Raw genomic sequence first — 22,359 nt, forward strand, 5'->3', positions numbered from 1 at the left:
CAGGATTGCCCCGGTCTACCTTGACCGGGTTTTCTATTTCCTAGTCGTGATGCTTGTACTCGGCTGGGGCGGTATTGGCTGCTGGTTGGATGTGACTCGGCGAAGACTACCGAACTGGTGGTTAGTGCTAGGGGCAGTGGGTCTGATAGCAACCACTGGAATGGTGCTCCAGCAAAAGAGCACCTTGGCTGACAATCTCGCCAGTGCAGTCGCAGCCATAGGAACAGGAATAGGCCTCTGGTTTGGCCTCTATGTAGCAGTCTTCATCTTCAACCCACGCTCTATGGGGGCTGGAGATGTGAAGCTCGCAGCAATTCTCGGGGGCGGTGTCGGTCTGGTATCGGGCGAGCCAGTGGCGACAGCAATTTGGATTGCAGTGGCAATTCTGTTGGCTGCCGGACTCACTCTCCTCATGGCAGGAGTCACCGCGGGAAAGCGGGGCTGGGGTGACCGTCGTAAAGCAAAAACAGCGCCTGTACCGGCGAGCGTGCCTCATGGGCCTGCGATGCTTGCAGCAACCGCCATTGTGTGGGGGATAAGCGGAGGGTACCTACAAGTCCCCTGAAGCGGTAGACCAGGGGCGATGAAATGGGGCATATTTGAAACTTGTATGCCCCCAAATGCACAAGAAGTACGGCAAACGTGACATTATGATACCTATGCTTCGTTGGACTACCGCGGGTGAATCTCACGGCAAAGCGCTTATCGCTCTCGTAGAAGGCGCGCCAGCCGGACTTCCCCTGACTACAGATGACGTATCACGCCACCTCGCACGCCGCCGCCTCGGCTATGGTCGCGGGGCGCGAATGAAGTTTGAGGCTGATGAGGTCACCCTGCTGACTGGCATTCGACATGGTGAGACGCTGGGATCGCCGATTGGCATTATGGTCGGCAACTCCGAATGGCCCAAGTGGACTGAGGTCATGAGCCCGGATCCAGTTGACCCAGTTGTTTTGGATACAGCTCGTGGCGCCACCTTAACCCGCCCGCGCCCGGGGCATGCCGATTTCAACGGCATGCTGAAGTACAACCACACCGATGCTCGAAACATCCTGGAGCGTTCATCGGCTCGCGAGACTGCAGCACGTGTGGCGGCATCGGTTGTGGCACGCTCAATTCTGCGTGAGACTCTCGGTGTGGAAGTTGTCAGCCACGTTATTTCCATCGGTCGTTCGGAGCCCTACGAGGGGCCACTGCCGACCTTCGCTGATCAGGACAAGATTGACGAGTCGCCAGTGCGTGCATTCTCCGCAGCTGCGGAGGAGTCGATGATTGACGAAATCAAGGCCGCCAAGAAGCAGGGCGACACCCTCGGTGGCATCGTCGAGGTCGTTGTCCACGGTCTGCCGGTGGGTCTGGGATCGCACATTTCCGGTGATGCCCGTCTGGATTCGCAGCTTGCGGCTGCCTTGATGGGAATTCAGTCCGTCAAGGGCGTGGAGATCGGCGACGGTTTTGAGGAAGCCCGTCGCCGTGGCACCGAGGCTCACGATGAAATGGTGCGTACCGACGACGGCGTGGATCGGGAAACTAACCGCGCCGGTGGCCTGGAGGGTGGCATGACTAATGCTCAACCTCTCGTTGTGCGTGCTGCGATGAAACCAATTTCGACCGTTCCGCGTGCGCTGAAGACCGTCGATATGGCCAGCGGCGATGCAGCTACCGCAATCCACCAGCGCTCTGATGTCTGCGCGGTCCCGGCCGGCGGTGTTGTCGCAGAGGCAATGGTCGCGCTGGTACTGGCGCGTGCAGTGATGGAAAAGTTCGGCGGCGATAGCCTGGAGGAAACCAAGCGTAACGTTGAGGGCTACTTGGAGCAGACTCGACGTCGCCTTGATTGGAAATAGCGCCACAGTCGCGCACACGAAGAAGGGTAAAACGAGGGGAATGTCCGTTCCTACTATTGTCCTTGTCGGACCGCCCGGATCGGGAAAGTCCACCATCGGTCGTCGACTGTCTCGTGCATTGAGCACAAAACTCACCGATACCGATGAGATGATTGAACAGCGCATGGGCAAGACTTGTGGGGAAGTCTTTTCCGAGCTGGGAGAGCCGGAATTCCGCCGTATCGAGGAACAAATCGTGGCGGAGGCTCTGACCCACGACGGAATCGTCTCACTTGGCGGTGGTGCCGTGATTTCGCAGGCGACCCGTGACCTGCTGGCAGACCATAACGTCGTCTACCTCGAGATCAGCATTGCAGAGGGTGTCCGTCGTACAGCGGGTAACAATTCGCGCCCGGTGCTCCAGGCGGATGATCCTGAGGCTCATTACCGCGCGCTCTATGAGGCTCGCCGAGCTTTTTACGAAGATGCAGCCACTTTCAAGGTGCGTTCCGACGAACGTTCCCCGCAGCGCGTTGTGGCCGAGATCCTCAGCTACCTCGATGAAACCTGCGACGAGGCTTAACTGGCGACTCTTAAAAGGCGGCAGCTAATCACACTGCCGTATAACCAGCAACTCCATACATTTCTTACGCTAACGACTAGGGACTGACAATGAACTCAACCCGCACAATCCGTGTTGAAGGCCCATCGCCGTACACGGTGACCATGGGGCATGGACTCACCGAGCAGATTGCGGAGGCCGCTACCTTTGCTTCCCAGGTTGCGGTAATTCACCAGGGGAGCGTTCAAGAGCTGAGCTTCGGCGTCATCAAGGCTCTGGCGGACAAAGGAGTCGACTCCTTCAGCATCCAGGTTCCGGATGCGGAGGAGGGCAAGACGCTCGCAGTTGCTGAAACAGTTTGGGACACTTTTGGTGAACGCGGTCTGGGCCGGCGTGACGCGGTAATCGCGATTGGCGGCGGTGCAGCTACAGACTTCGGTGGATTCGTCGCCGCCGCGTGGATGCGTGGAGTGAAGGTTATCCAGGTCCCGACGACGCTGCTCGGCATGGTCGACGCAGCTGTCGGCGGTAAGACCGGTATCAACACTGCAGCCGGCAAGAACCTGGTCGGCGCTTTCCACGAGCCTGCCGCGGTGTTCTGTGACCTTGATGTCCTGCGCACCTTGCCGAAGGCCGAGCTGATCGCGGGCTCGGCAGAGATTATCAAGGCTGGATTTATCGCGGACACGAAGATTCTCGATCTTTACGAGGCAAACCCGCAGGCCTGCCTCGATGTTGACGGTGACCTGCCAGAACTGGTCGAGCGCGCGATTGCTGTCAAGGCACGCGTTGTCGCTGAGGATCTGAAGGAATCTGGCCTCCGTGAGATCCTGAACTATGGCCACACTTTCGGTCATGCCGTTGAGCACTTTGAAAACTACCGCTGGCGCCATGGCCATGCCGTAGCTGTAGGCATGGTTTATGTTGCCGAGCTGGCCAAGATCACCGGACATATTGATCAGGAACTCGTCGACCGCCACCGTCGCATCCTAGAGTCCATTGGTCTGCCAACGACCTACCAGACAGGTCGTTTTACCGAGCTCTACGATGCGATGACCAGGGATAAGAAGAACCGCGACGGTGCGATCCGATTCGTTATTCTAGAAAACCCCGGTGAAACAGCCCGTCTTGAAGGCCCGGGAATGGATGACCTCGAGCGTGCATACGAACTGCTCTGCAACAATGGGCACGCCGCATCAGAGGAGTCAGCCCGCTCATGACCTCTCTTCGCGCAGCAACTGATGCCACAACGGCGATTCCGACCGTGCTTGTTCTGAACGGCCCGAACCTCGATCGTCTGGGCAAGCGTCAGCCAGAAATTTACGGTGCCACTACTTTGGCCGATGTCGAATCTGAACTTCGCACCCTAGCCAAGGAGCTTGGCGTCGTAGTGGATTGCCGCCAATCCAACTATGAAGGTCAACTCATCGAGTGGGTTCACGAAGCTGCCGACTACGGTTGGCCAGTCATTATCAATCCAGGGGGGTTGACACACACCTCCGTCGCCCTACGTGACGCGCTTGCCGAAATTGCCGACGGCGCGGGCTTCCACGAGGTCCATATTTCAAACATTCACGCCCGGGAGGAGTTTCGGCACCACTCGTACCTGTCGGCGCTTGCCGCGGGCGTTATCGTCGGATGCGGAACTGATGGGTATTCCATGGCACTGAGAAGGGTGAGTACGAAACTATGACAGATATCTCCACGAACTACGCCGCCCGCCGAGCCGCTCTTATCGACGCATTGTCCGACAACGACTGCGACGGTTTCCTCACAGTCGATCCGACGCATGTTGGTTGGCTTACAGGTTTCCACGGCTCGAATGCTGGTTTGATTGTTGCGGCCAGTGGGGAAGCGCTGCTTTCCACCGACGGCCGCTATACGGTTCAGGCTGGCAAACAGGCACCGGACGTGGAGTTACTCACCGCCCGCAACACCGGCGTGGCACTCGTCGGTCAATGCCGAAAGCTGGATATCTCGCGTCTTGGTGTTGAATCTGAGTTCCTCACTATGGCCGCTTATCAAGAGCTAGAGGATGCCCGGCCACAGGCACTCGAGCTGGTATCGACTACGGGCGTCGTCTCTAAACTGCGGGAGGTCAAGTCCGATACAGAACTCGTCGCTCTGCGCCACGTCGCCGACATCGCGGTCCGCGCATTCGAGGACTTGCTTCACGACGGCATCGTGGTCGCCGGCCGCACGGAGCGCGAAGTCGCCGCAGAGTTGGAGTACCGCATGCGCATGCATGGCGCCGATCGGCCAAGCTTCGACACGATTGTCGCGAGCGGCCCGAATTCCGCCAAGCCACACCACGGAGCGGAAGATCGCGTAATCGAGGCAGGTGACCTGGTCACTATTGACTTTGGCGCCTTTGCCGGGGGCTACAACTCAGATATGACACGTACCCTCTTTGCCGGTGAGGCGGGAACGTCGTCAAGCGAAAACGGTCCGAACAATACGTCGTCAGATTTGGACGGCGCGATTGTTGCCGGGGTGGAGTTCGCAGACGAGAAGGCCCGAGAGATTTACAATGTCGTGCTGGAAGCCCAGCTGGCTGGCGTAAAAGCGGCCGTGCCAGGGGCTGATGTTGTGGCTGTAGACGCAGCATGCCGGGACATTATTGAAAAGGCTGGTTATGGGGAGCACTTCGTTCATTCCACCGGCCACGGAATCGGTATTGAGGTGCATGAGGCTCCATTTGCTGCTCGCACCGGCAAGGGGAAGTTGGCAGCTGGCATGACGTTGACCATCGAGCCTGGTATTTATGTGCCGGGGTTCGGCGGTGTGCGCATCGAAGATACGTTGATTATCACCGACACCGAGCCGGAAATTATTACGCAGCTGCCGAAACCGCGGGCCTAACATCACGGCGTTTTATTTTTCTCTCGATGAGATACGGAGTATCGTGGTTTCGTCAGAGAGCTTTTTAACAATTTCAGGAGAGTTTAGTTGGCTACCACCGCAGATTTTAAAAACGGTCTAGTTATCAAGCACGACAATAAGCTTCAGCAGATCGTGGAGTTCCAGCACGTCAAGCCAGGTAAGGGGCCGGCATTCGTCCGCACCAAGCTGAAGGACGTTCTGACCGGCAAGGTTGTTGACAAGACTTTCAACGCTGGCGTCAAGATTGAGACTGCTACCGTCGACCGTCGCGACATGACGTACCTGTACCACGACGGTGAAGGATACGTCTTCATGGACGACAAGACCTACGACCAGATTTCCATCCTGGACGCTCAGATGCCGGAGGGTGCTAAGTTCCTGCTTCCGGAAACCACCTGCCAGGTGTCCTTCCATGAGGGCAACGTTCTTTTCGCTGAAATGCCTGTTTCGGTTGAACTGAAGGTTGAGCAGACCGACCCGGGTCTGCAGGGCGACCGCTCCACCGGTGGCACCAAGCCGGCAACTTTGGAGACTGGCGCTGAGATTCAGGTGCCGCTGTTCATCGAAACCGGCGACGTACTGAAGGTCGACACCCGTGACGGCTCCTACCTGTCCCGCGTCAACCACTAATTCCCTCATCTAGTTCACCCTTTTGTTGAGAGCGATACATACACATCCATGACTGAAAAGGATCACAAGTCCGTCGAGACCCCGGATGCGCAGGAGTCCGCGAAAGTTCGCGAACCTAACTACAAGCGCCACGGCGCGCGCTACCGTGCGCGCCGTCGTGCGGTAGATCTGCTATTTGAGGCCGAGCAGCGAGGCGTCGACGTCGTCAAGCTTCTTGAAGAGCGGCTGGAAATGGTCCGTAATCCCGATCTGGATGTGAATCCAATTGCGGAGTACACCGAGCAGATCGTGCGCGGTGTAGCTGCGGAAATTATCGGTATCGACTCGACGATTTCTTCGTACCTGACGGAGGAGTGGCCGCTGCGTCGCCTACCGGCAGTCGACCGTGCTATCTTGCGTCTTTCCACCTGGGAGCTGTTCTACAACTCCGACGTGCCTCCGCGTGTGGCCGTGGTGGAAGGCGTTGAGCTGGCATCGGAATACTCCACTGATGTGGCGGCACCGTACATCAACGCAGTTCTCGATGCCGAGGCCAAGATTGCCGACCAGGCACGCCTGGCAGCAGCAGCTGTTAGCACTTCGGTGGGCGAGTCCCAGTTCGACGAGGCTATTCAGGCACAGGCTGCTGCAAATGAGGAAGCTGACAAGGCACTGGCTGACTCCGATGAGATGGCTAAGATTACCGGCCTGGACATGAGCGATATTGCCAAGCTGGTGGCTGAAGACGTGGCTAAGAGCGAGAACGGGTCCTAGCCAATCAAAGCGGCCGGGCTCACTGCGAGCCGATCACAGTCGGTTCTCGCGGATTGTCTGAAACTCCAAGTCCCTTTTTTGGGGGCTTGGAGTTTTGTTGCATTTAGAGGCAATTTAAGTGTGAGTGCTATTCTGGTCAGCGGAAGTTTGCACCGCGCCCGTAGTTGCGAGTCATGCAAACTGATAATCAAATATCCACAATCAAGACATCCTTTAACGGACCGCACTGAGAGGCGGGGAAGGAGGTCACGATGAGCGAAGGAACGCCGCAAACAACCGAGCTGCTCAATGCAGACGAAGTTGCACGTACCATCGCGCGCATCGCGCACCAAATTATTGAAAAAACTGCGCTGGATAGCCCAAATGCTGGGCGCGTAGTTCTCCTCGGTATTCCATCTGGTGGCGTACCGCTGGCGGAGAAGCTAGCCGATTTGATTGAACAGTTCTCCGGCATTCGCCCGGAAACTGGATCGCTTGATATCACCCTGTACAGGGATGACTTGCGCAAGGGCCCGCACCGCGCCCTGCAGCCCACGAACATTCCAAACTCCGGAATCGACGGCACCACCGTTGTTCTCGTAGACGATGTCCTCTTCTCAGGTCGCACAATTCGTGCCGCACTCGACGCTATTGCTGACATCGGTCGCCCGCGAGTAATTCAGCTTGCAGTGCTGGTTGATCGTGGTCATCGTCAACTACCAATTCGCGCCGATTACGTCGGTAAGAATCTGCCAACTTCCCGCGACGAAGACGTCGATGTGCTGGTAGAGGCACTTGACGGCCGTGACGCGGTTATTCTCACCCGGGCGGAGGAACAGTGAAACACCTGATTAGCATTGCGGATTTGACCAAGGATGAAATTGTCGGCCTGATGGATGAGGCCGATCGTTTCAAGGAGGTCATCCGCGGTCGGGAAATTAAGAAGCTGCCGACCCTGCGCGGCCGCACTATTTATAACCTCTTTTACGAGAACTCCACGCGTACCCGCTCTTCTTTTGAGACTGCGGGTAAGTGGATGAGCGCCGATGTTATTAATATCTCGGCTTCCTCTTCCTCTGTGAAGAAAGGCGAAAGTCTGAAAGACACCGCGCTGACTTTGGATGCTATCGGCGGCGATGCCATCGTCGTTAGGCACCCATCGTCGGGCGCGGCACAGCTGATCGCCAAGTGGACTGAGGAATTTGGCAACGGCCCATCGATCATCAACGCGGGTGACGGAAAGCACCAGCACCCGACGCAGGCTCTCCTGGACGCAGTGACGTTGCGTCAGCGCCTCGGTGGAATTGAGGGGCGCAAGGTCGTCATCGTTGGCGATATTTTGCATTCTCGCGTCGCTCGCTCTAACGCCGATCTGCTGAGCAAGCTCGGCGCCGAGGTCGTGTTCGTCGCGCCACCGACGCTGCTGCCGTTTGGCATCGAGACCTGGCCGGTGCGTGTTGCCTACCGCATGGAAGACGAGATCCGCGATGCTGATGCCGTGATGATGCTCCGCGTTCAGCAGGAGCGCATGAACGGAGGCTTCTTCCCATCCCATCGCGAATACGCCACTCGCTACGGGCTGTCGAAGGCTCGCGAGAAGATGCTTCGCGACGACTGCATTGTGATGCACCCAGGCCCGATGCTTCGTGGCATGGAAATTAACGATGCCGTCGCTGATTTGCCGCGCACTGCCGTGCTGCAGCAGGTAGCCAACGGTGTCCACGTCCGCATGGCAGTTCTTTTCACACTGCTGACCTCAGGTGTTTCCGCCAACTTGGAAGGGCAGGCATAAATGTCGAATCGCAATGAGTATGACGAAGCCTCGTACCCCGAGGTAGGACCGCTGGCAGCGTCCGCGAGGGGACAGCTGCTGCTGAAGGGCGTGCGTCCCTACGGTGAAGGCGAAGATGTCGACGTTCTGATTGAAGATGGCGTCATCGCTGAGATTGGTGAAAATCTCACGGCCGAGGACGGGGTAGAGGTCCTGGAGTTCGACTCCCTCGTTCTCTTGCCAGGTCTGGTTGACATCCATGTGCACCTGCGCGAGCCGGGCCGTGAAGATACGGAAACCCTGGCCACTGGTTCCGCCGCCGCAGCACGCGGTGGTTTCACCGCAGTGTTCACTATGGCCAATACCGCGCCGGTAACCGATGACCCCTCGATTGCTGAGTCGGTGTGGCTCAAGGGCCAGGCGCTGAACCTCTGCGACGTTCACCCGGTCGGATCCATTACTAAGGGGCTGAAGGGCGATACGCTGACTGAGTTCGGCATGATGGCAGACTCGCAGGCGAAGGTACGCATGTTCTCCGATGACGGTAAGTGCGTTGACAATCCGCTGATTATGCGCCGCGCGATTGAATACGCCCGCGGCGAAGACGTATTGCTGGCGCAGCACTGCGAAGATCCGCGTCTGACCGCAGATGCATCGGCTCACGAAGGTCCAACCGCCGCACGACTCGGCCTGACCGGGTGGCCGCGCGTAGCTGAGGAGTCCATCGTGGCCCGAGATGCCATTATGGCTCGCGACTACGGCGGACGCATGCACATCTGCCACGCTTCCACCGAAGGCACGGTTGAGCTGGTCAAGTGGGCAAAGGAGCATGATATTCCGCTGACCGCCGAGGTTACCCCGCATCACCTGATTCTCACCGATGAGAAGTTGGAGACCTACGACGGCGTCTACCGCGTCAATCCGCCGCTGCGTGAGCAGCGCGACACCCTGGCTCTGCGTCAGGCTCTGATTGACGGGATCATTGACTGTGTCGCTACCGACCACGCTCCGCACGGCTCTGAAGAAAAGTGCTGCGAGTTCGAGCACGCTAAGCCCGGCATGCTTGGTCTGGAGACCTCGATGCCAATCATCGCCGAAGAGTTCGTTTTGAAGGGCGATTGTGATTGGCGCTGGCTGGCCAAGGTCATGAGTGAGCGTCCCGCTCAAATCGTGAAACTACCGGGGCACGGCCGTCCGATTGCTGTCGGTGAGCCTGCCAACCTGACTGTTGTTGACCCGGGCAAAAAGTGGACGGTCCGCGGCGAAGACCTGGCGTCGAAGTCCGAGAACACTCCTTATGAGGAAATGGAGATGGCCGTGTCCGTGGCAGCTACCGTGCTGCGCGGTAAGGTGACCGCTCTTAACGGAGAGGTCGCTGGATAATATTCATGTCAACGCATAAAAATTCACATGCGTCCCGTATGATTAATGTAAATTCCTCGCACGCTACCCAACTGAAAGGCAATAACGTGAGCAACGAGTCGCAGGCCGCGGCCGCTACAGCGGCAGTCCTGGTATTGGCAGATGGCCGAGTGTTCCGCGGACGCGGTTTCGGCGCCACCGGTACAACCCTGGGTGAGGCAGTTTTTACCACCGCTATGACGGGCTACCAGGAAACCCTGACGGACCCGTCCTACCACCGCCAGCTGATTGTGGCTACCGCACCACAGATCGGCAACACCGGTTGGAACGATGAGGACTACGAGTCCCGCGGAAACAAGATTTGGGCAGCTGGCTTTATTATCCGCGATTTGTCGCGCATTCCCTCCAACTGGCGCTCGGAGCGCAGCTTGGAAGATGAACTGAAGGCACAGGGCATCATCGGTATCCGCCAGATTGATACTCGCGCGCTGGTTCGCCATTTGCGCGACAATGGCTCGATTGCCGCTGGTATTTTCTCCGGTGAGGACGCACAGCAGCCCGTCGATAAGCTGGTGGAAATCGTTCGCGCTCAGCCTGCGATGAAGGGCGCGGATCTGGCTCGCGAGGTCAGCACCGATGAGGCCTATGTCGTGGAACCACAGGGGGAGAAGAAGGCACGTGTTGTGGCCTACGACCTGGGCATCAAGTCCAACACCCCGCGTGAGCTGGCTAAGCGTGGCCTGGAAGTCGTAGTTGTTCCGGCTAACACTCCGTACGAAGATATTAAGAAGGAATACCAGCCGGACGGTGTCTTCTTGTCCAACGGCCCGGGTGACCCGGCAACTGCTGATGAGATGGTTGCGGTCGCCAAGGCTGCCCTCGATGACGGCATGCCGCTATTCGGTATCTGCTTCGGTAACCAGATTCTTGGTCGCGCACTCGGCCTGAATACCTACAAGCTGGTCTTCGGTCACCGCGGCGTCAATGTTCCGGTGAAGGACCACCGCACTGGCCGTATTTTTATCACCGCTCAGAACCACGGTTTCGCACTTGAAGGCAAGGCCGGCGAGAGTTTCGATACCCCGTGGGGCGAGGCAGAGGTTACGCACACCTGCCTTAACGACGACGTCGTGGAAGGTGTCGCACTGAAGAACGGCATGGCCTTTTCTGTGCAGTACCACCCGGAGTCCGCAGCCGGCCCGCACGATGCGCACTCTCTCTTTGATGACTTCCTGGCGCTGATCCAGAAGGTCGATTTCAACAAGTCCGCAACCGGAAACTCGAACAAGTAGGAAAGGGCTAAGGGACCTAACACCATGCCACGTCGTACAGACATCAACCACGTACTGGTTATCGGCTCCGGCCCGATTGTTATCGGTCAGGCCTGCGAGTTCGACTACTCCGGCACCCAGGCTTGCCGCGTGCTGCGCGAAGAGGGCCTGAGAGTCACGCTGGTCAACTCCAACCCGGCAACGATTATGACTGACCCGGAGTTCGCAGACTCCACCTATATCGAGCCGATTGAAACCAAGTACATCGAAAAGATTCTGGCCAAGGAAGCTGCAGAGGGCAACCCGATTGACGCTGTCCTGGCAACTCTCGGTGGCCAGACTGCACTGAACGCAGCTATTCAGCTGGACCGCGAGGGCATTCTGGAGAAGTACAATGTCGAGCTGATTGGTGCTGATATTCCGGCCATTCAGCGCGGTGAGGATCGCCAGATGTTCAAGGACATCGTCGCCAAGATTGGTGGCGAATCCGCTCGTTCCCGCGTCTGCCACAACATGGAAGAAGTCCATGAGACTGTTGCAGAGCTCGGTCTTCCGGTCGTTGTTCGCCCGTCGTTCACCATGGGCGGTCTGGGTTCCGGTCTGGCCTTCAACCAGGAAGACCTCGACCGTATTGCAGGTGGCGGCCTGGCCGCATCGCCCGAGGCCAATGTTCTGATCGAGGAGTCCATCCTCGGCTGGAAGGAATTTGAGCTCGAGCTCATGCGCGATGGCGACGACAACGTTGTCGTGGTCTGCTCCATTGAAAACGTTGATGCCCTCGGTGTCCACACTGGTGACTCGGTGACTGTCGCTCCGTCGATGACTCTGACCGACCGCGAGTTCCAGACCATGCGTGACCAGGGCATCGCAATTCTGCGTGAGGTCGGCGTTGACACCGGTGGCTGTAACATCCAGTTCGCCATCAACCCGAATGACGGCCGCATCATCACCATTGAGATGAACCCGCGCGTCTCCCGCTCGTCGGCGCTTGCTTCCAAGGCAACTGGTTTCCCGATTGCAAAGATTGCTGCCAAGCTGGCTATCGGCTACACCCTTGATGAGATCACCAACGACATCACCGGTGAAACCCCGGCAGCGTTTGAGCCGGTGCAGGATTACGTGATTGTCAAGGCTCCACGCTTTGCTTTCGAGAAGTTCCCAGGTGCTGACGATACGCTGACCACCACCATGAAGTCCGTCGGTGAGGCCATGGCTATCGGCCGTAACTACATCGGCGCGCTCGGTAAGGTTATGCGTTCGCTGGAGAACAAGCCAGCTGGTTTCTGGACTGTTCCGGATGAGGACTTCGCAGGTGAGCGCGCAAGCGATGTCAACGCTGTCCTTGAGGACCTGAAGCGTCCGACTGAAGGTCGCATCTACGACGTTGAGCTGGCTCAGCGTCTGGGTGCTTCCATCGAGCAGATCCACGAAGCTTCCGGCCTGGATCCGTGGTTTATCGCCGAGATGGAAAACCTGCAGGATATCCGCAAGGAGCTTATCGACGCTCCGGTGCTGACCTCCGACCTGCTGCGTGAGGCTAAGTACTGGGGACTGTCCGACGCCCAGATTGCTGCGCTGCGTCCGGAATTGGCCGGGGAAGACGGCGTGCGCGAGCTGCGCTGGCGCCTGAACATCCACCCCGTATTCAAGACTGTCGATACCTGCTCCGCCGAGTTCGAAGCACAGACTCCGTACCACTACTCGGCATACGAGCTGGACCCGGCTGCTGAGTCCGAGGTCGCCCCGCAGACCGAGAAGGAAAAGGTCATCATCCTCGGTTCCGGTCCTAACCGCATCGGCCAGGGTATTGAGTTCGACTACTCCTGTGTCCACGCGGCGCTCGAGCTCTCCCGGGTTGGGTACGAGACCGTCATGGTCAACTGCAACCCGGAAACGGTTTCCACCGACTACGACACCGCAGATCGCCTCTACTTCGAGCCATTGACATTCGAGGATGTCCTCGAGGTCTACCACGCTGAGAGCCAGTCCGGAAAGGTCGCAGGCGTCATTGTTCAGCTCGGTGGCCAGACCCCGCTGGGCCTGGCGGAGCGTCTGCAGGCCGCAGGTGTTCCAATCGTCGGCACTAGCCCAGAGGCAATCGACCTGGCTGAGGACCGCGGTGAGTTCGGCAAGGTGCTGGCTGAGGCCAAGCTGCCGGCGCCGGAGTTCGGTACCGCCACCTCCTTCGCAGAAGCTCGCCAGGTTGCCGCTGGTATCGGTTACCCGGTGCTGGTCCGTCCGTCCTACGTCCTCGGCGGCCGTGGCATGGAAATCGTCTACGATGAGGCCACTCTGGAGGACTACATCAACCGCGCTACCGAGCTGTCCAATGAGCACCCGGTACTGGTTGACCGCTTCCTGGACAGCGCCATCGAGATTGATGTTGATGCACTGTGTGATGGGGAAGAGGTCTACCTCGGCGGCGTTATGGAGCACATCGAGGAAGCCGGTATTCACTCCGGCGACTCCGCGTGTGCGCTGCCTCCGATGACTCTGTCTGCAGGCATCATCGACAAGGTGCGTGAATCCACCAAGGCACTGGCACACGGCATCGGTGTAAAGGGCCTGATGAACGTTCAGTACGCACTCAAGGACGAGACGCTCTACGTCATCGAGGCCAACCCGCGTGCATCTCGTACCGTACCGTTTGTCTCCAAGGCAACCTTAGTTCCGCTGGCTAAGGCCGCGTCCCGCGTCATGATGGGCGCTACTATCGCGGAACTGCGCGAAGAGGGCATGATTCCGTCCAACTTCGACGGTGGCTCTCTGCCTGCTGACGCTCCGATTGCGGTTAAGGAAGCCGTCCTGCCGTTCAACCGCTTCCGCGACTTCGAGGGCCGCGCTCTCGACAGCCTGCTGAGCCCGGAGATGAAGTCCACCGGTGAAGTCATGGGCTTGGCAGACAACTTTGGTGCCGCTTTCGCCAAGGGCGAGCTGGCCGGTTTCGGTGAGCTGCCGACCGAGGGCACGATCTTCGTCTCGCTGGCCAACCGCGATAAGCGCACTCTGGTCTTCCCAATCCTCACGCTGGCGGATATGGGATTCCGCATCCTGGCAACGGAGGGTACGGCCGGTATGCTGCGCCGCAACGGTGTTGAGTGTGAGGTCGTCGCAAAGCGTACGACTGATTCCGATGCGCCGACGGACGAGCGCGACATCGTCGACATGATTCGCGACGGTGAGGTTGACATCATTATCAACACCCCGTCCGGTTCTGCTGGCGCACGCTCTGACGGATATGAGATTCGCGCTGCTGCTGTGAGCCAGGGCGTAACTTGTGTGACCACCGCTCAGGGGGCCGTCGCCGCACTGCAGGGCATTCTGGCACTGCGCAACGGTGAGATGAGCGTTAAGGCTCTGCAGGAACTCCACCCGGCAGAGTTGGCTGCTCAGGAGCAGGCCTAACATGACCGCGAAGGCTGAAGGTTCCGCAGTGCGGACAGTCAAAGGTTTCGGCGATCGCCTCAGCGAGGTTGTCGCCGAGCGCGGTCGGCTCTGCGTGGGCATCGACCCGCACCCGGGGCTGCTGGATGCCTGGCAGTTGCCGCATTCGGCTGACGGTCTAGAGCGTTTTGCCGCCACATGCGTCGAGGCGTTCGGTGACATCGTTGCCGTCGTCAAGCCCCAGGTGGCGTTCTTTGAAGCCTACGGTTCCAAGGGCTTTGCCGTCCTGGAGCGGACGTTGGCAGATCTGAAGGACGTCGGTGCGCTGTCGATTGCAGATGCCAAGCGTGGCGATATCGGTTCGACGATGGCTGCATACGCTGATGCCTGGCTATCGGATGGCTCGCCGCTGGCAGCCGACGCACTGACGGTATCTCCGTACCTTGGGTTCGGTGCTCTTGATCCGGCGGTTTCGTTGGCGTTGGAGAACGGACGCGGCCTGTTCGTGCTGGCCGCAACGTCCAATCCGGAAGGTGCGTCCGTACAGAAGGCGACCGTTTCGGGTGAGAGTCTGGCTCAGACCATGGTCAACCAGGCAGCCGCTATTAATGCCCGCCAGATTGACGCTGGTGCAAAGGCGGGCAGCATCGGCGTTGTTGTTGGCGCAACGCTTGACGACGCCCCGGTACTCAGTGACCTGCGCGGTCCCATTCTCATGCCCGGTGTGGGAGCTCAGGGTGGAACCCCGGCCGATGTAGATCGTCTGGCAGGGGAATCCAAGGGTCTTGCACTGCCGAATGTTTCGCGTGCGATCCTCTCCGCTGGGCCTGATCCTGCTGCGCTGCGGCGCGCAACTATTGAAGCTGCGGCTCCGTTCCTATCCGAGAGGTAGCAGCGAATCGACGAATTGGCTGAGGCCCGCAGGGCCACCTCATAGAACAGGTGGCCCTGCGGGCTTCTTCCGTACCTAGCTGCCGAGATTTTCCTAATGAGCCTCAGGTGGCGGCGGAGTAGGTATAGGCAAGTTACTGTGACGATTCCTGGGAGATTTCGTACAAAAACCGTGGTCAATTTCCATTCTCCTGGGCAAACGGTGCTACAATCGCCGGAGTTGGTTGACCACGACCGAAAGGTGGGGCGGATAAAGCCCTGGTGTCATTTTTATCGACACCCCGTCAGCATTTGCCTCAACAACCGGTAAGTGCGGTACGGTCTCCAATCGTTAAGCACGGTGTCGTTGCCTGCCCTTGGTGGACGCGAGGCTCGTGCAAGTAAATAAGAAGCTAACCAATCTATTTTTACGGAGGAACACGTGGCCCTTCCGCAGTTGACCCCGGAGCAGCGTGCAGCAGCACTCGAGAAGGCAGCTCAGGCCCGCAAGGTACGCGCAGAGCTCAAGGACAAGCTGAAGCGTGGCGCTATCGACCTGCCAGAGGTTCTCAAGCAGGCTGACGAGAACGAGATCATCGGCAAGATGAAGGTCTCCGCTCTGCTCGAGGCTCTGCCGAAGGTCGGCAAGGTCAAGGCACAGGACATCATGAATGACCTGGAGATTGCTCAGACCCGACGCCTGCGTGGTCTGGGTGACCGTCAGCGTCGCGCTCTGCTGGAGCGCTTCGGCTACGCAGTGGAGGACTAGTCGCAGTGGCCGGGAATGAAAACGGTCAGCTGGTAGTCCTTGCCGGCCCTGCCGGTGTGGGAAAATCCACTGTTGTCAGTCGGCTCCGTGCCGAGGTTCCCGGACTGTACTTCAGCGTTTCCATGACCACCCGCGCCGCACGGCCGGGTGAGGTCGATGGCCGCGACTATTTCTTCGTGACCCCGGAGAAGTTCCAACAGCATATTGATGCAGGAGAGATGCTCGAGTGGGCTGAAATCCACGGTGGTCTGCAGCGTTCTGGTACGCCGCGTGGCCCGGTGGATAAAGCTCTCGCCGAGGGACGTCCGGTACTCGTTGAGGTGGATCTGGCGGGAGCCCGCTCCATCCGTAAGGTAGCGCCGAATGCTCACCTGCTGTTCTTGGCTCCGCCAAGCTGGGAGATTCTCGTCAGCAGGCTCACTGGTCGTGGCACGGAAACCGAGGCGCAAGTCAAGCGTCGCCTGGAAACCGCGCGAGTGGAAATGGATGCTCAGCACGAATTCGATCAGGTTGTTGTCAACGACAATGTCGATGATGCTGTGGCGGCCATCGCTCAGGCGCTGACTACTGGCAAGTAACAGGGCGACTCCACATCATCGATAGTAGAAATCGTTTCCAAGCAATGGTGTTTCTATTGCTCCGACGGTTTCTATTGTCACCCCAGTAACTCACGTTCTATTGAGGAAAGATTTCTCGTGACCCAGGAAAATACCGCCACCGAGGCAGTGTTCGACCCGCCAATTGGTATTACCAATCCGCCGATCGATGAGCTGCTTGGTAAGGCTTCTTCGAAGTACGCTCTGGCTATCTTCGCTGCCAAGCGTGCACGCCAGATTAATGACTACTACCAGCAGATTGACGAAGGCATGCTGGAGTACGTTGGCCCGCTGGTTACTCCGGGGGTCGCTGAGAAGCCTCTGTCCATCGCTCTTCGTGAAATCAACGCTGGTCTGCTGGACCACACTGAGGGCTAGAGCATTTCCTTAAGGGGAGATATCTGTATGCATGCCGCCGGTAATGCTGACGTATCCGAATGTTTAAAGGTTGTCGTCGGGGTTGCCGGCGGCATCGCTGCATATAAGGCCGCACACGTTGTTCGTGGCTTCAAGGAACTCGGTCACGATGTTCGCGTCGTTCCCACCGAGTCCGCATTGAATTTTGTAGGTGCGGCTACTTTCGAGGCGCTGTCGGGGAACCCGGTGTCGACTACGGTTTTTGACGCAGTCGATGAAGTTCAGCATGTCCGCGTGGGGCAGGAGGCCGACCTCGTCGTCGTGGTTCCCGCGACTGCCGACTTTATGGCGCGTGCCGCACACGGGCGTGCCGACGACCTTCTCACCGCAACTTTGCTTGTGGCGACCTGCCCGGTGGTTCTGGCTCCTGCCATGCACACTGAGATGTGGAACCATCCAGCTACGCGCGATAATGTCGCGATTCTTCGTCGCCATGGCACTATTGTCCTCGATCCGGCCCATGGCCGTTTGACTGGTAAGGACACTGGTCCAGGTCGTCTGCCGGAGCCAGAGCAGATAGTTTCGCTGGCATTAGCGGCAGTCGAGAATCCGCGCCACTTCCGCCGCGACTTCGAGGGCGTGCGCTTCATGATTACTGCCGGTGGCACCCGTGAGGCTATCGACCCGGTACGTTTTATCGGCAACCACTCCTCAGGGCGTCAGGGCTTCGCGCTAGCTGAGATGGCAGCACAGCGTGGCGCTCAGGTCACTGTGGTGGCAGGACATACAGATCAGTTGCCGACACCGCTGGGCGCGAATGTTGTAAAGGTTGATTCCACTTTGGAGATGGCCAAGGCCGCCCACGAACACTCCAAGTTGGCCGATGTCTGCATTTTTGCCGCTGCCGTCGCCGACTTCCGTCCGGCATCGACCGCTGGGGCCAAGATGAAGAAGGGCGTCGCAGACGACGCTTTGAGCAACATCCAGCTCGTAGAAAACCCTGACATTCTGGCTACCACTGTGGAGCGGCGTAAAGCGGGCGAGATTCCGGCAACCACGACGATGGTGGGCTTTGCGGCTGAGACCGGCGACGAGACGACGACGCCACTCGAGCTTGCGAAGCAGAAAATTGTGCGCAAGGGCTGCGATTTGCTCATGTGTAACGACGTCTCAGGTGGGCAAACTTTCGGTGCGACGGACAATGTCGGATGGTTGCTGTCTCTCGATGGCGAGCAGTGGGACGTGCCGCGAGGCTCAAAGTTCTCGGTAGCCGGTTCGATTTTGGATGCAGTCTCCGAGCTGCGACAGGAACCTCAGCCAGCGGAGTAGCCGGTGCCTACTACGGCGACTGAACCGCTTGGTCTATAATTATCGAATCAAACGAAAACCCACGCCGCAGCGACACCGCAGGCGTGGGGAAATGATCTAGAAGAAAGTTGTACTGCTCGTGGCCTCTAATCTTCGGCTGTTTTCCAGTGAATCTGTTACCGAGGGGCACCCAGATAAGATTTGCGACTCGATTTCGGACTCCATCCTTGACGCTATGCTCGCGCAGGATTCTGCATCGATGGTCGCCGTTGAGACTGTGGTGACTACCGGTTTAGTCCATGTTGTTGGCGAAGTTCGCACGAAGAGCTACGTTGACATCCCCGGTATTGTCCGGAGTCGACTGAAGGAGATCGGTTTCGATTCTTCTGAAAAGGGCTTTGACGGCAAGACCTGCGGCGTCTCCGTTTCGATCGGTGAGCAGTCCTCAGATATTCACGACGGTGTGCACACTTCTCTGGAAGCACGCAGCTCTGATGGCGAAGTCGAAGCAGAAGATCTCAAGGGCGCTGGCGACCAGGGGCTGATGTTCGGCTACGCTACCAACGAAACTCCGGAGTACATGCCGCTACCGATTGCGCTGGCACACCGCCTGGCTCGCCGCTTGACGCAGGTACGCAAGGAAGGCATCGTCCCATCGCTTCGACCGGATGGTAAGACTCAGGTCACCTTCGCTTACGACGAAGACAATAACCCGGTGTACTTGGACACTGTTGTGGTGTCCACGCAGCACGACCCGGATGTGACCCAGGAGTGGATTACCGAGCAGATTAAGACTCACGTAGTCGATTGGGTGCTCGACGACGCTAACTTGCGCGAGCGCTTTGTTACCGAAGAATTGAATCTGCTGGTCAACCCGTCTGGCCAATTTATAATCGGTGGGCCGATGGGCGATGCCGGCCTGACCGGCCGCAAGATTATCGTCGACACCTACGGCGGTATGGCTCGCCACGGTGGCGGCGCATTCTCGGGTAAGGACCCGTCAAAGGTGGACCGCTCCGGCGCTTATGCCACCCGTTGGGTTGCGAAGAATGCCGTGGCTGCGGGTCTGGCTGACCGCCTGGAGATTCAGGTCGCCTACGCTATCGGCCGCGCTCGCCCGGTAGGCCTTTACGTCGACTCTTTCGGCACCGGTCACGTTTCAGACGACGCCATCCGCGAGGCTATCAACAAGGTCTTCGACCTTCGTCCGGCCGCTATTATTCGTGACCTGGACTTGCTGCGCCCGATTTATGCGCAGACCTCCACCTACGGTCACTTCGGCCGAACTGACTTGGACCTGCCGTGGGAGCAACTCAACCGTGTTGAAGAGCTCCGCGCAGCCGCTGGCCTGGGATAAACACCACCCGCCAGCATGACCCTGGGGTGGGGAAGTAGAGTAAGACTCTATGACCGACGCCCCTTTCGCACCCGCCGCCGCAGCTGAGAAGCTGCCTGTCGCGCGGGTGCTTCCACTTTTGGGGCTGCCGCAGTTGGATCGCCCCTTCGATTACCTGGTTCCGCGCGCGCTAGCGGAGGAAGCGGTTGTCGGTTGCCGGGTGCGGATTCGATTCCACGGCCAATTGGTCAATGCGCTGGTGCTGGAGCGCTGTGCCACGCCCACTCACGACGGCAAACTGTCCTATCTCAAGGATGTCATCAGCTCTGAGGTTGTCTATCCGCCACAGCTTCGACGGTTAGTGGATTCTCTGGCGGAGTATTACGGCGCAACACGCTCAAACATCATTCGATCCGCCATCCCAACCCGTCATGCACGGGCCGAACGTGCCCGCAAGGAGAACATGCCCCCGACGTGGGAGGAATTGGGAAAGCTTGCCACCGAGGATCCGGACCTTTCCGCGTGGGGCAACTATGTCTTCGGCGAATCCTTTGTCGATTCCGTCCGCAAGGGCGCCCCGGCACGCGCAGCGTGGCAGCCAGTTCCAGGGGAACAGGTGGCAGCCATGCTCGCCGCGCTCAGCGTTTCGGTCGCCCGCGATGGTGGCGGTGTTCTCATCATTGTGCCGGACGCACGCACGCAGGCGCGCTTCGAGAGCGCTTTTCGCGAGCTCATTTCTGCCCGTCAGCTCACTCTTCTCGGGGCTGGTCTCGGGCCCGAGTCCCGCTATCGCCGCTACCTGGATATCCTGCACGGCCAGGGGCGCATAGTCGTCGGCACGCGCTCGGCAGCGTACGCCCCAGTGCAGAATCTGCGTTTAGCAGTGATTGTCGATGATGGCGATGACAACCTCGTAGACCCCCGCGCACCCTACGTCCACTCTCGCGAGGTGCTGGTCACGCGAAGTGCGCAGGAGGGATGCGCTCTCATTTTTGCGTCGTATAGCCGTACAGCCGAAGTGCAGCTGCTGGTCTCCTCAGGTTGGGCGCACAATCTGGTCGCAGGCGCCGACGCCTTGGCTGAGTCCATGCCGGAGATGATTGCCTCCACGGACACTTCCGAAGACCCGGATGACGTCAGTAGGGGACGCCTTCCTGCCATCGCTTTTCGACGGGCAAAAGCCGCGCTGCGCGAAGAGCTTCCGATTCTGGTCCAGGTACCCCGCAAGGGATATGTACCGACATTGTCGTGTCGTTCCTGTGGTGCTCCTGCGCGCTGTCGCTGGTGTAACGGTCCACTGGGAATTCCACCGTCCGATAACCCGGACGATCCGGCGCCGCCGACCTGTCGGTGGTGTGGCCGCATCGACATCCACCACCGTTGCCATAGCTGCGGTTCCACCAAGATTCGGCCAGTCGTGGTCGGCAGTGAACGTACGGCGGAAGAGTTTGGTCGTATTTTCAGTCCATTCCCAGTCGTCGCTTCCTCTGGCGAACGGATTGTTGACGACATTCCCGAAGGCCCGAGGGTCGTGGTGGCCACGCCGGGAGCCGAGCCTTATGCGCCGGAGGGCTACGGTGCAGTGATGCTGCTGGACACTTGGGCGATGCTCGGCCGGCAGGACTTGCGCGCTCATGAAGAGGCCTATGCGCATTGGTCTCGAGCTGTCTCGCTTGCGCGACCGCGGGAGCGAGGAGGGGCAGTGGTTATCGATGCGGATGCTGCAGTCCCGACTGTGGCCGATCTTCTGGCATGGGACGCGGTAGGCGCTGCGAACAGGGAATTGGCCGACCGTACAGCCGCCGCTCTGCCTCCGGCCTTTCACGTGGCAGCGGTGGACGGGACTGAAGAGGGCCTGCGTAACTTCATGGAGTCCCTGGAGGTTCCATCGGGCGCGGAAATCCTGGGGCCGGTAGACCTTCCCCGCAACGCCAGACCACCAGCAGGCGTGGAACCGGGTACACCTATTCAGCGGATGTTGGTGCGCTGTGACCGTCGGCAAGCACGGGCGGTGGGAGCGGCGTTGAAGGCAGCACAGGTCGTTCGAGCGACCAGGAAGGACCCGACGCCGGTGCGCGTTGTCGTCGATCCGATTAATTTCGGCTAGCTGCTAAAATGAGCGCGTTATCGCTTGATTCACACCAGTTTTCTTGGAGGCTCTAAGTTCATGGCAGTTCGTGAGGTACGTCTTTTCGGCGATCCGGTGTTGCTGTCCAAGGCGGATACCGTCACTGATTTCGACGCGACGCTGTCGCACCTGATTGATGACATGTTCGACACGATGGACGAGCAACAGGGCGTCGGGCTCGCGGCAAACCAGGTCGGCGTGCTGCAGCGCGTTTTCGTCTACGACTGCAATGGCACCCGCGGGCACATCGTCAATCCGGAATGGGAAGCCATCGGCGACGAGACTGTCCACGAAATCGAAGGATGCCTATCTATCCCGGGTATTAATGGACCCGTGACTCGACACGCACGTGTGCGCGTTACTGGCCAGGATCGCCACGGCACACCGGTGAGCTTCGAAGCTGATGATTTGCTGGCTCGCTGTGTGCAGCATGAAAGCGACCACCTGGATGGTGTGCTGTTTTTGAAGCGTCTCGAGGGCGACGAGCGAAAGGCTGCGATGCGTTCTCTGCGTGAGCAGGATTGGTTCCTCAACCGCGGTTAACTCACCTGCGCCTAGACCCCTGGGTGTGGCG

The 22,359-nt window shown here is 58.9% G+C and carries 20 protein-coding genes and 1 pseudogene; all 21 read left to right on the forward strand.

Annotation, left to right across the window (positions count from 1 at the left end):
- Positions 1-49 precede the first annotated feature (49 nt).
- The 21 genes and pseudogenes from QP978_RS03560 (at position 50) to def (ending at position 22,328) form a co-directional block, all read left to right on the forward strand.
- The gene (locus QP978_RS03560) at positions 50-565 is read left to right on the forward strand and encodes a prepilin peptidase (protein ID WP_224783722.1); all 516 of its coding nucleotides are present in this window, start codon (positions 50-52) and stop codon (positions 563-565) included.
- Between the two features lie 94 nt (positions 566-659).
- Positions 660-1,847 carry a chorismate synthase gene (gene aroC, locus QP978_RS03565; protein ID WP_187400145.1) on the forward strand — a complete coding sequence of 396 codons (1,188 nt, stop codon included), beginning with the start codon at positions 660-662 and terminating at the stop codon, positions 1,845-1,847.
- Positions 1,848-1,887: 40 nt separating this feature from the next.
- Positions 1,888-2,409 (forward strand): shikimate kinase, encoded by a 522-nt coding sequence (locus QP978_RS03570; RefSeq protein ID WP_070858631.1) that lies wholly within the window; start codon positions 1,888-1,890, stop codon positions 2,407-2,409.
- Positions 2,410-2,498: 89 nt separating this feature from the next.
- Positions 2,499-3,608 (forward strand): 3-dehydroquinate synthase, encoded by a 1,110-nt coding sequence (gene aroB / locus QP978_RS03575; RefSeq protein WP_048731847.1) that lies wholly within the window; start codon positions 2,499-2,501, stop codon positions 3,606-3,608.
- Entirely contained in the window at positions 3,605-4,081 is a 477-nt protein-coding gene (gene aroQ / locus QP978_RS03580) for a type II 3-dehydroquinate dehydratase (RefSeq protein ID WP_016422704.1), read from the forward strand. Before aroB ends, aroQ begins: the two co-directional genes overlap by 4 nt.
- Positions 4,078-5,250 (forward strand): M24 family metallopeptidase, encoded by a 1,173-nt coding sequence (locus tag QP978_RS03585; RefSeq protein ID WP_070653108.1) that lies wholly within the window; start codon positions 4,078-4,080, stop codon positions 5,248-5,250. The genes aroQ and QP978_RS03585 overlap by 4 nt, the downstream gene beginning before the upstream one ends.
- 87 nt (positions 5,251-5,337) lie before the next feature.
- Complete coding sequence (gene efp / locus QP978_RS03590) at positions 5,338-5,901, forward strand: elongation factor P (RefSeq protein ID WP_016422706.1); 564 nt, start codon at positions 5,338-5,340, stop codon at positions 5,899-5,901.
- Between the two features lie 48 nt (positions 5,902-5,949).
- A pseudogene (gene nusB, locus QP978_RS03595) lies at positions 5,950-6,471 on the forward strand (transcription antitermination factor NusB); the annotation flags it as partial.
- A gap of 434 nt (positions 6,472-6,905) precedes the next feature.
- A complete protein-coding gene (pyrR, locus tag QP978_RS03600; protein WP_016422708.1) occupies positions 6,906-7,475 on the forward strand; it encodes a bifunctional pyr operon transcriptional regulator/uracil phosphoribosyltransferase PyrR in 570 nt (189 codons plus the stop codon).
- Positions 7,472-8,425, forward strand: a complete 954-nt coding sequence (locus tag QP978_RS03605; protein WP_016422709.1) for an aspartate carbamoyltransferase catalytic subunit — start codon at positions 7,472-7,474, stop codon at positions 8,423-8,425. The genes pyrR and QP978_RS03605 overlap by 4 nt, the downstream gene beginning before the upstream one ends.
- Positions 8,426-9,787: a dihydroorotase gene (locus QP978_RS03610; protein WP_070595280.1), complete on the forward strand. Its 1,362-nt coding sequence runs from the start codon at positions 8,426-8,428 to the stop codon at positions 9,785-9,787.
- A gap of 38 nt (positions 9,788-9,825) precedes the next feature.
- Complete coding sequence (gene carA / locus QP978_RS03615; RefSeq protein ID WP_255465687.1) at positions 9,826-11,058, forward strand: glutamine-hydrolyzing carbamoyl-phosphate synthase small subunit; 1,233 nt, start codon at positions 9,826-9,828, stop codon at positions 11,056-11,058.
- Positions 11,059-11,082: 24 nt separating this feature from the next.
- On the forward strand, positions 11,083-14,442 hold the full coding sequence (gene carB, locus QP978_RS03620; RefSeq protein WP_284856844.1) for a carbamoyl-phosphate synthase large subunit: 3,360 nt from the start codon (positions 11,083-11,085) through the stop codon (positions 14,440-14,442).
- Position 14,443: 1 nt separating this feature from the next.
- Positions 14,444-15,313: an orotidine-5'-phosphate decarboxylase gene (gene pyrF / locus QP978_RS03625; protein ID WP_284856845.1), complete on the forward strand. Its 870-nt coding sequence runs from the start codon at positions 14,444-14,446 to the stop codon at positions 15,311-15,313.
- A 420-nt stretch (positions 15,314-15,733) separates the two neighbouring features.
- Positions 15,734-16,060, forward strand: coding sequence for an integration host factor, actinobacterial type (mihF, locus tag QP978_RS03630; protein ID WP_016422714.1), 327 nt, complete (start codon positions 15,734-15,736; stop codon positions 16,058-16,060).
- 5 nt (positions 16,061-16,065) lie between these two features.
- The gene (gene gmk, locus QP978_RS03635; protein ID WP_284856846.1) at positions 16,066-16,638 is read left to right on the forward strand and encodes a guanylate kinase; all 573 of its coding nucleotides are present in this window, start codon (positions 16,066-16,068) and stop codon (positions 16,636-16,638) included.
- Positions 16,639-16,755: 117 nt separating this feature from the next.
- Positions 16,756-17,034 carry a DNA-directed RNA polymerase subunit omega gene (rpoZ, locus tag QP978_RS03640; protein WP_005510796.1) on the forward strand — a complete coding sequence of 93 codons (279 nt, stop codon included), beginning with the start codon at positions 16,756-16,758 and terminating at the stop codon, positions 17,032-17,034.
- A gap of 27 nt (positions 17,035-17,061) precedes the next feature.
- Entirely contained in the window at positions 17,062-18,342 is a 1,281-nt protein-coding gene (coaBC, locus tag QP978_RS03645; protein WP_070547083.1) for a bifunctional phosphopantothenoylcysteine decarboxylase/phosphopantothenate--cysteine ligase CoaBC, read from the forward strand.
- 118 nt (positions 18,343-18,460) lie between these two features.
- Positions 18,461-19,678, forward strand: a complete 1,218-nt coding sequence (metK, locus tag QP978_RS03650) for a methionine adenosyltransferase (protein WP_070438390.1) — start codon at positions 18,461-18,463, stop codon at positions 19,676-19,678.
- Between the two features lie 49 nt (positions 19,679-19,727).
- Positions 19,728-21,764: a primosomal protein N' gene (locus QP978_RS03655; protein ID WP_284856847.1), complete on the forward strand. Its 2,037-nt coding sequence runs from the start codon at positions 19,728-19,730 to the stop codon at positions 21,762-21,764.
- A gap of 60 nt (positions 21,765-21,824) precedes the next feature.
- Positions 21,825-22,328 (forward strand): peptide deformylase, encoded by a 504-nt coding sequence (def, locus tag QP978_RS03660; protein WP_187400519.1) that lies wholly within the window; start codon positions 21,825-21,827, stop codon positions 22,326-22,328.
- Positions 22,329-22,359 lie beyond the last annotated feature (31 nt).

The sequence above is a fragment of the Corynebacterium sp. MSK035 genome, from assembly GCF_030232615.1.
Classification (GTDB): domain Bacteria; phylum Actinomycetota; class Actinomycetes; order Mycobacteriales; family Mycobacteriaceae; genus Corynebacterium; species Corynebacterium jeikeium_D.

Coding starts and splice junctions, on each gene's coding strand:
- QP978_RS03560 (WP_224783722.1), top strand. CDS start 50: ATGCTTGTACTCGGCTGGGGCGGTATTGGCTGCTGGTTGGATGTGACT.
- aroC (WP_187400145.1), top strand. CDS start 660: ATGCTTCGTTGGACTACCGCGGGTGAATCTCACGGCAAAGCGCTTATC.
- QP978_RS03570 (WP_070858631.1), top strand. CDS start 1,888: ATGTCCGTTCCTACTATTGTCCTTGTCGGACCGCCCGGATCGGGAAAG.
- aroB (WP_048731847.1), top strand. CDS start 2,499: ATGAACTCAACCCGCACAATCCGTGTTGAAGGCCCATCGCCGTACACG.
- aroQ (WP_016422704.1), top strand. CDS start 3,605: ATGACCTCTCTTCGCGCAGCAACTGATGCCACAACGGCGATTCCGACC.
- QP978_RS03585 (WP_070653108.1), top strand. CDS start 4,078: ATGACAGATATCTCCACGAACTACGCCGCCCGCCGAGCCGCTCTTATC.
- pyrR (WP_016422708.1), top strand. CDS start 6,906: ATGAGCGAAGGAACGCCGCAAACAACCGAGCTGCTCAATGCAGACGAA.
- QP978_RS03610 (WP_070595280.1), top strand. CDS start 8,426: ATGTCGAATCGCAATGAGTATGACGAAGCCTCGTACCCCGAGGTAGGA.
- carA (WP_255465687.1), top strand. CDS start 9,826: ATGATTAATGTAAATTCCTCGCACGCTACCCAACTGAAAGGCAATAAC.
- carB (WP_284856844.1), top strand. CDS start 11,083: ATGCCACGTCGTACAGACATCAACCACGTACTGGTTATCGGCTCCGGC.
- pyrF (WP_284856845.1), top strand. CDS start 14,444: ATGACCGCGAAGGCTGAAGGTTCCGCAGTGCGGACAGTCAAAGGTTTC.
- coaBC (WP_070547083.1), top strand. CDS start 17,062: ATGCATGCCGCCGGTAATGCTGACGTATCCGAATGTTTAAAGGTTGTC.
- QP978_RS03655 (WP_284856847.1), top strand. CDS start 19,728: ATGACCGACGCCCCTTTCGCACCCGCCGCCGCAGCTGAGAAGCTGCCT.
- def (WP_187400519.1), top strand. CDS start 21,825: ATGGCAGTTCGTGAGGTACGTCTTTTCGGCGATCCGGTGTTGCTGTCC.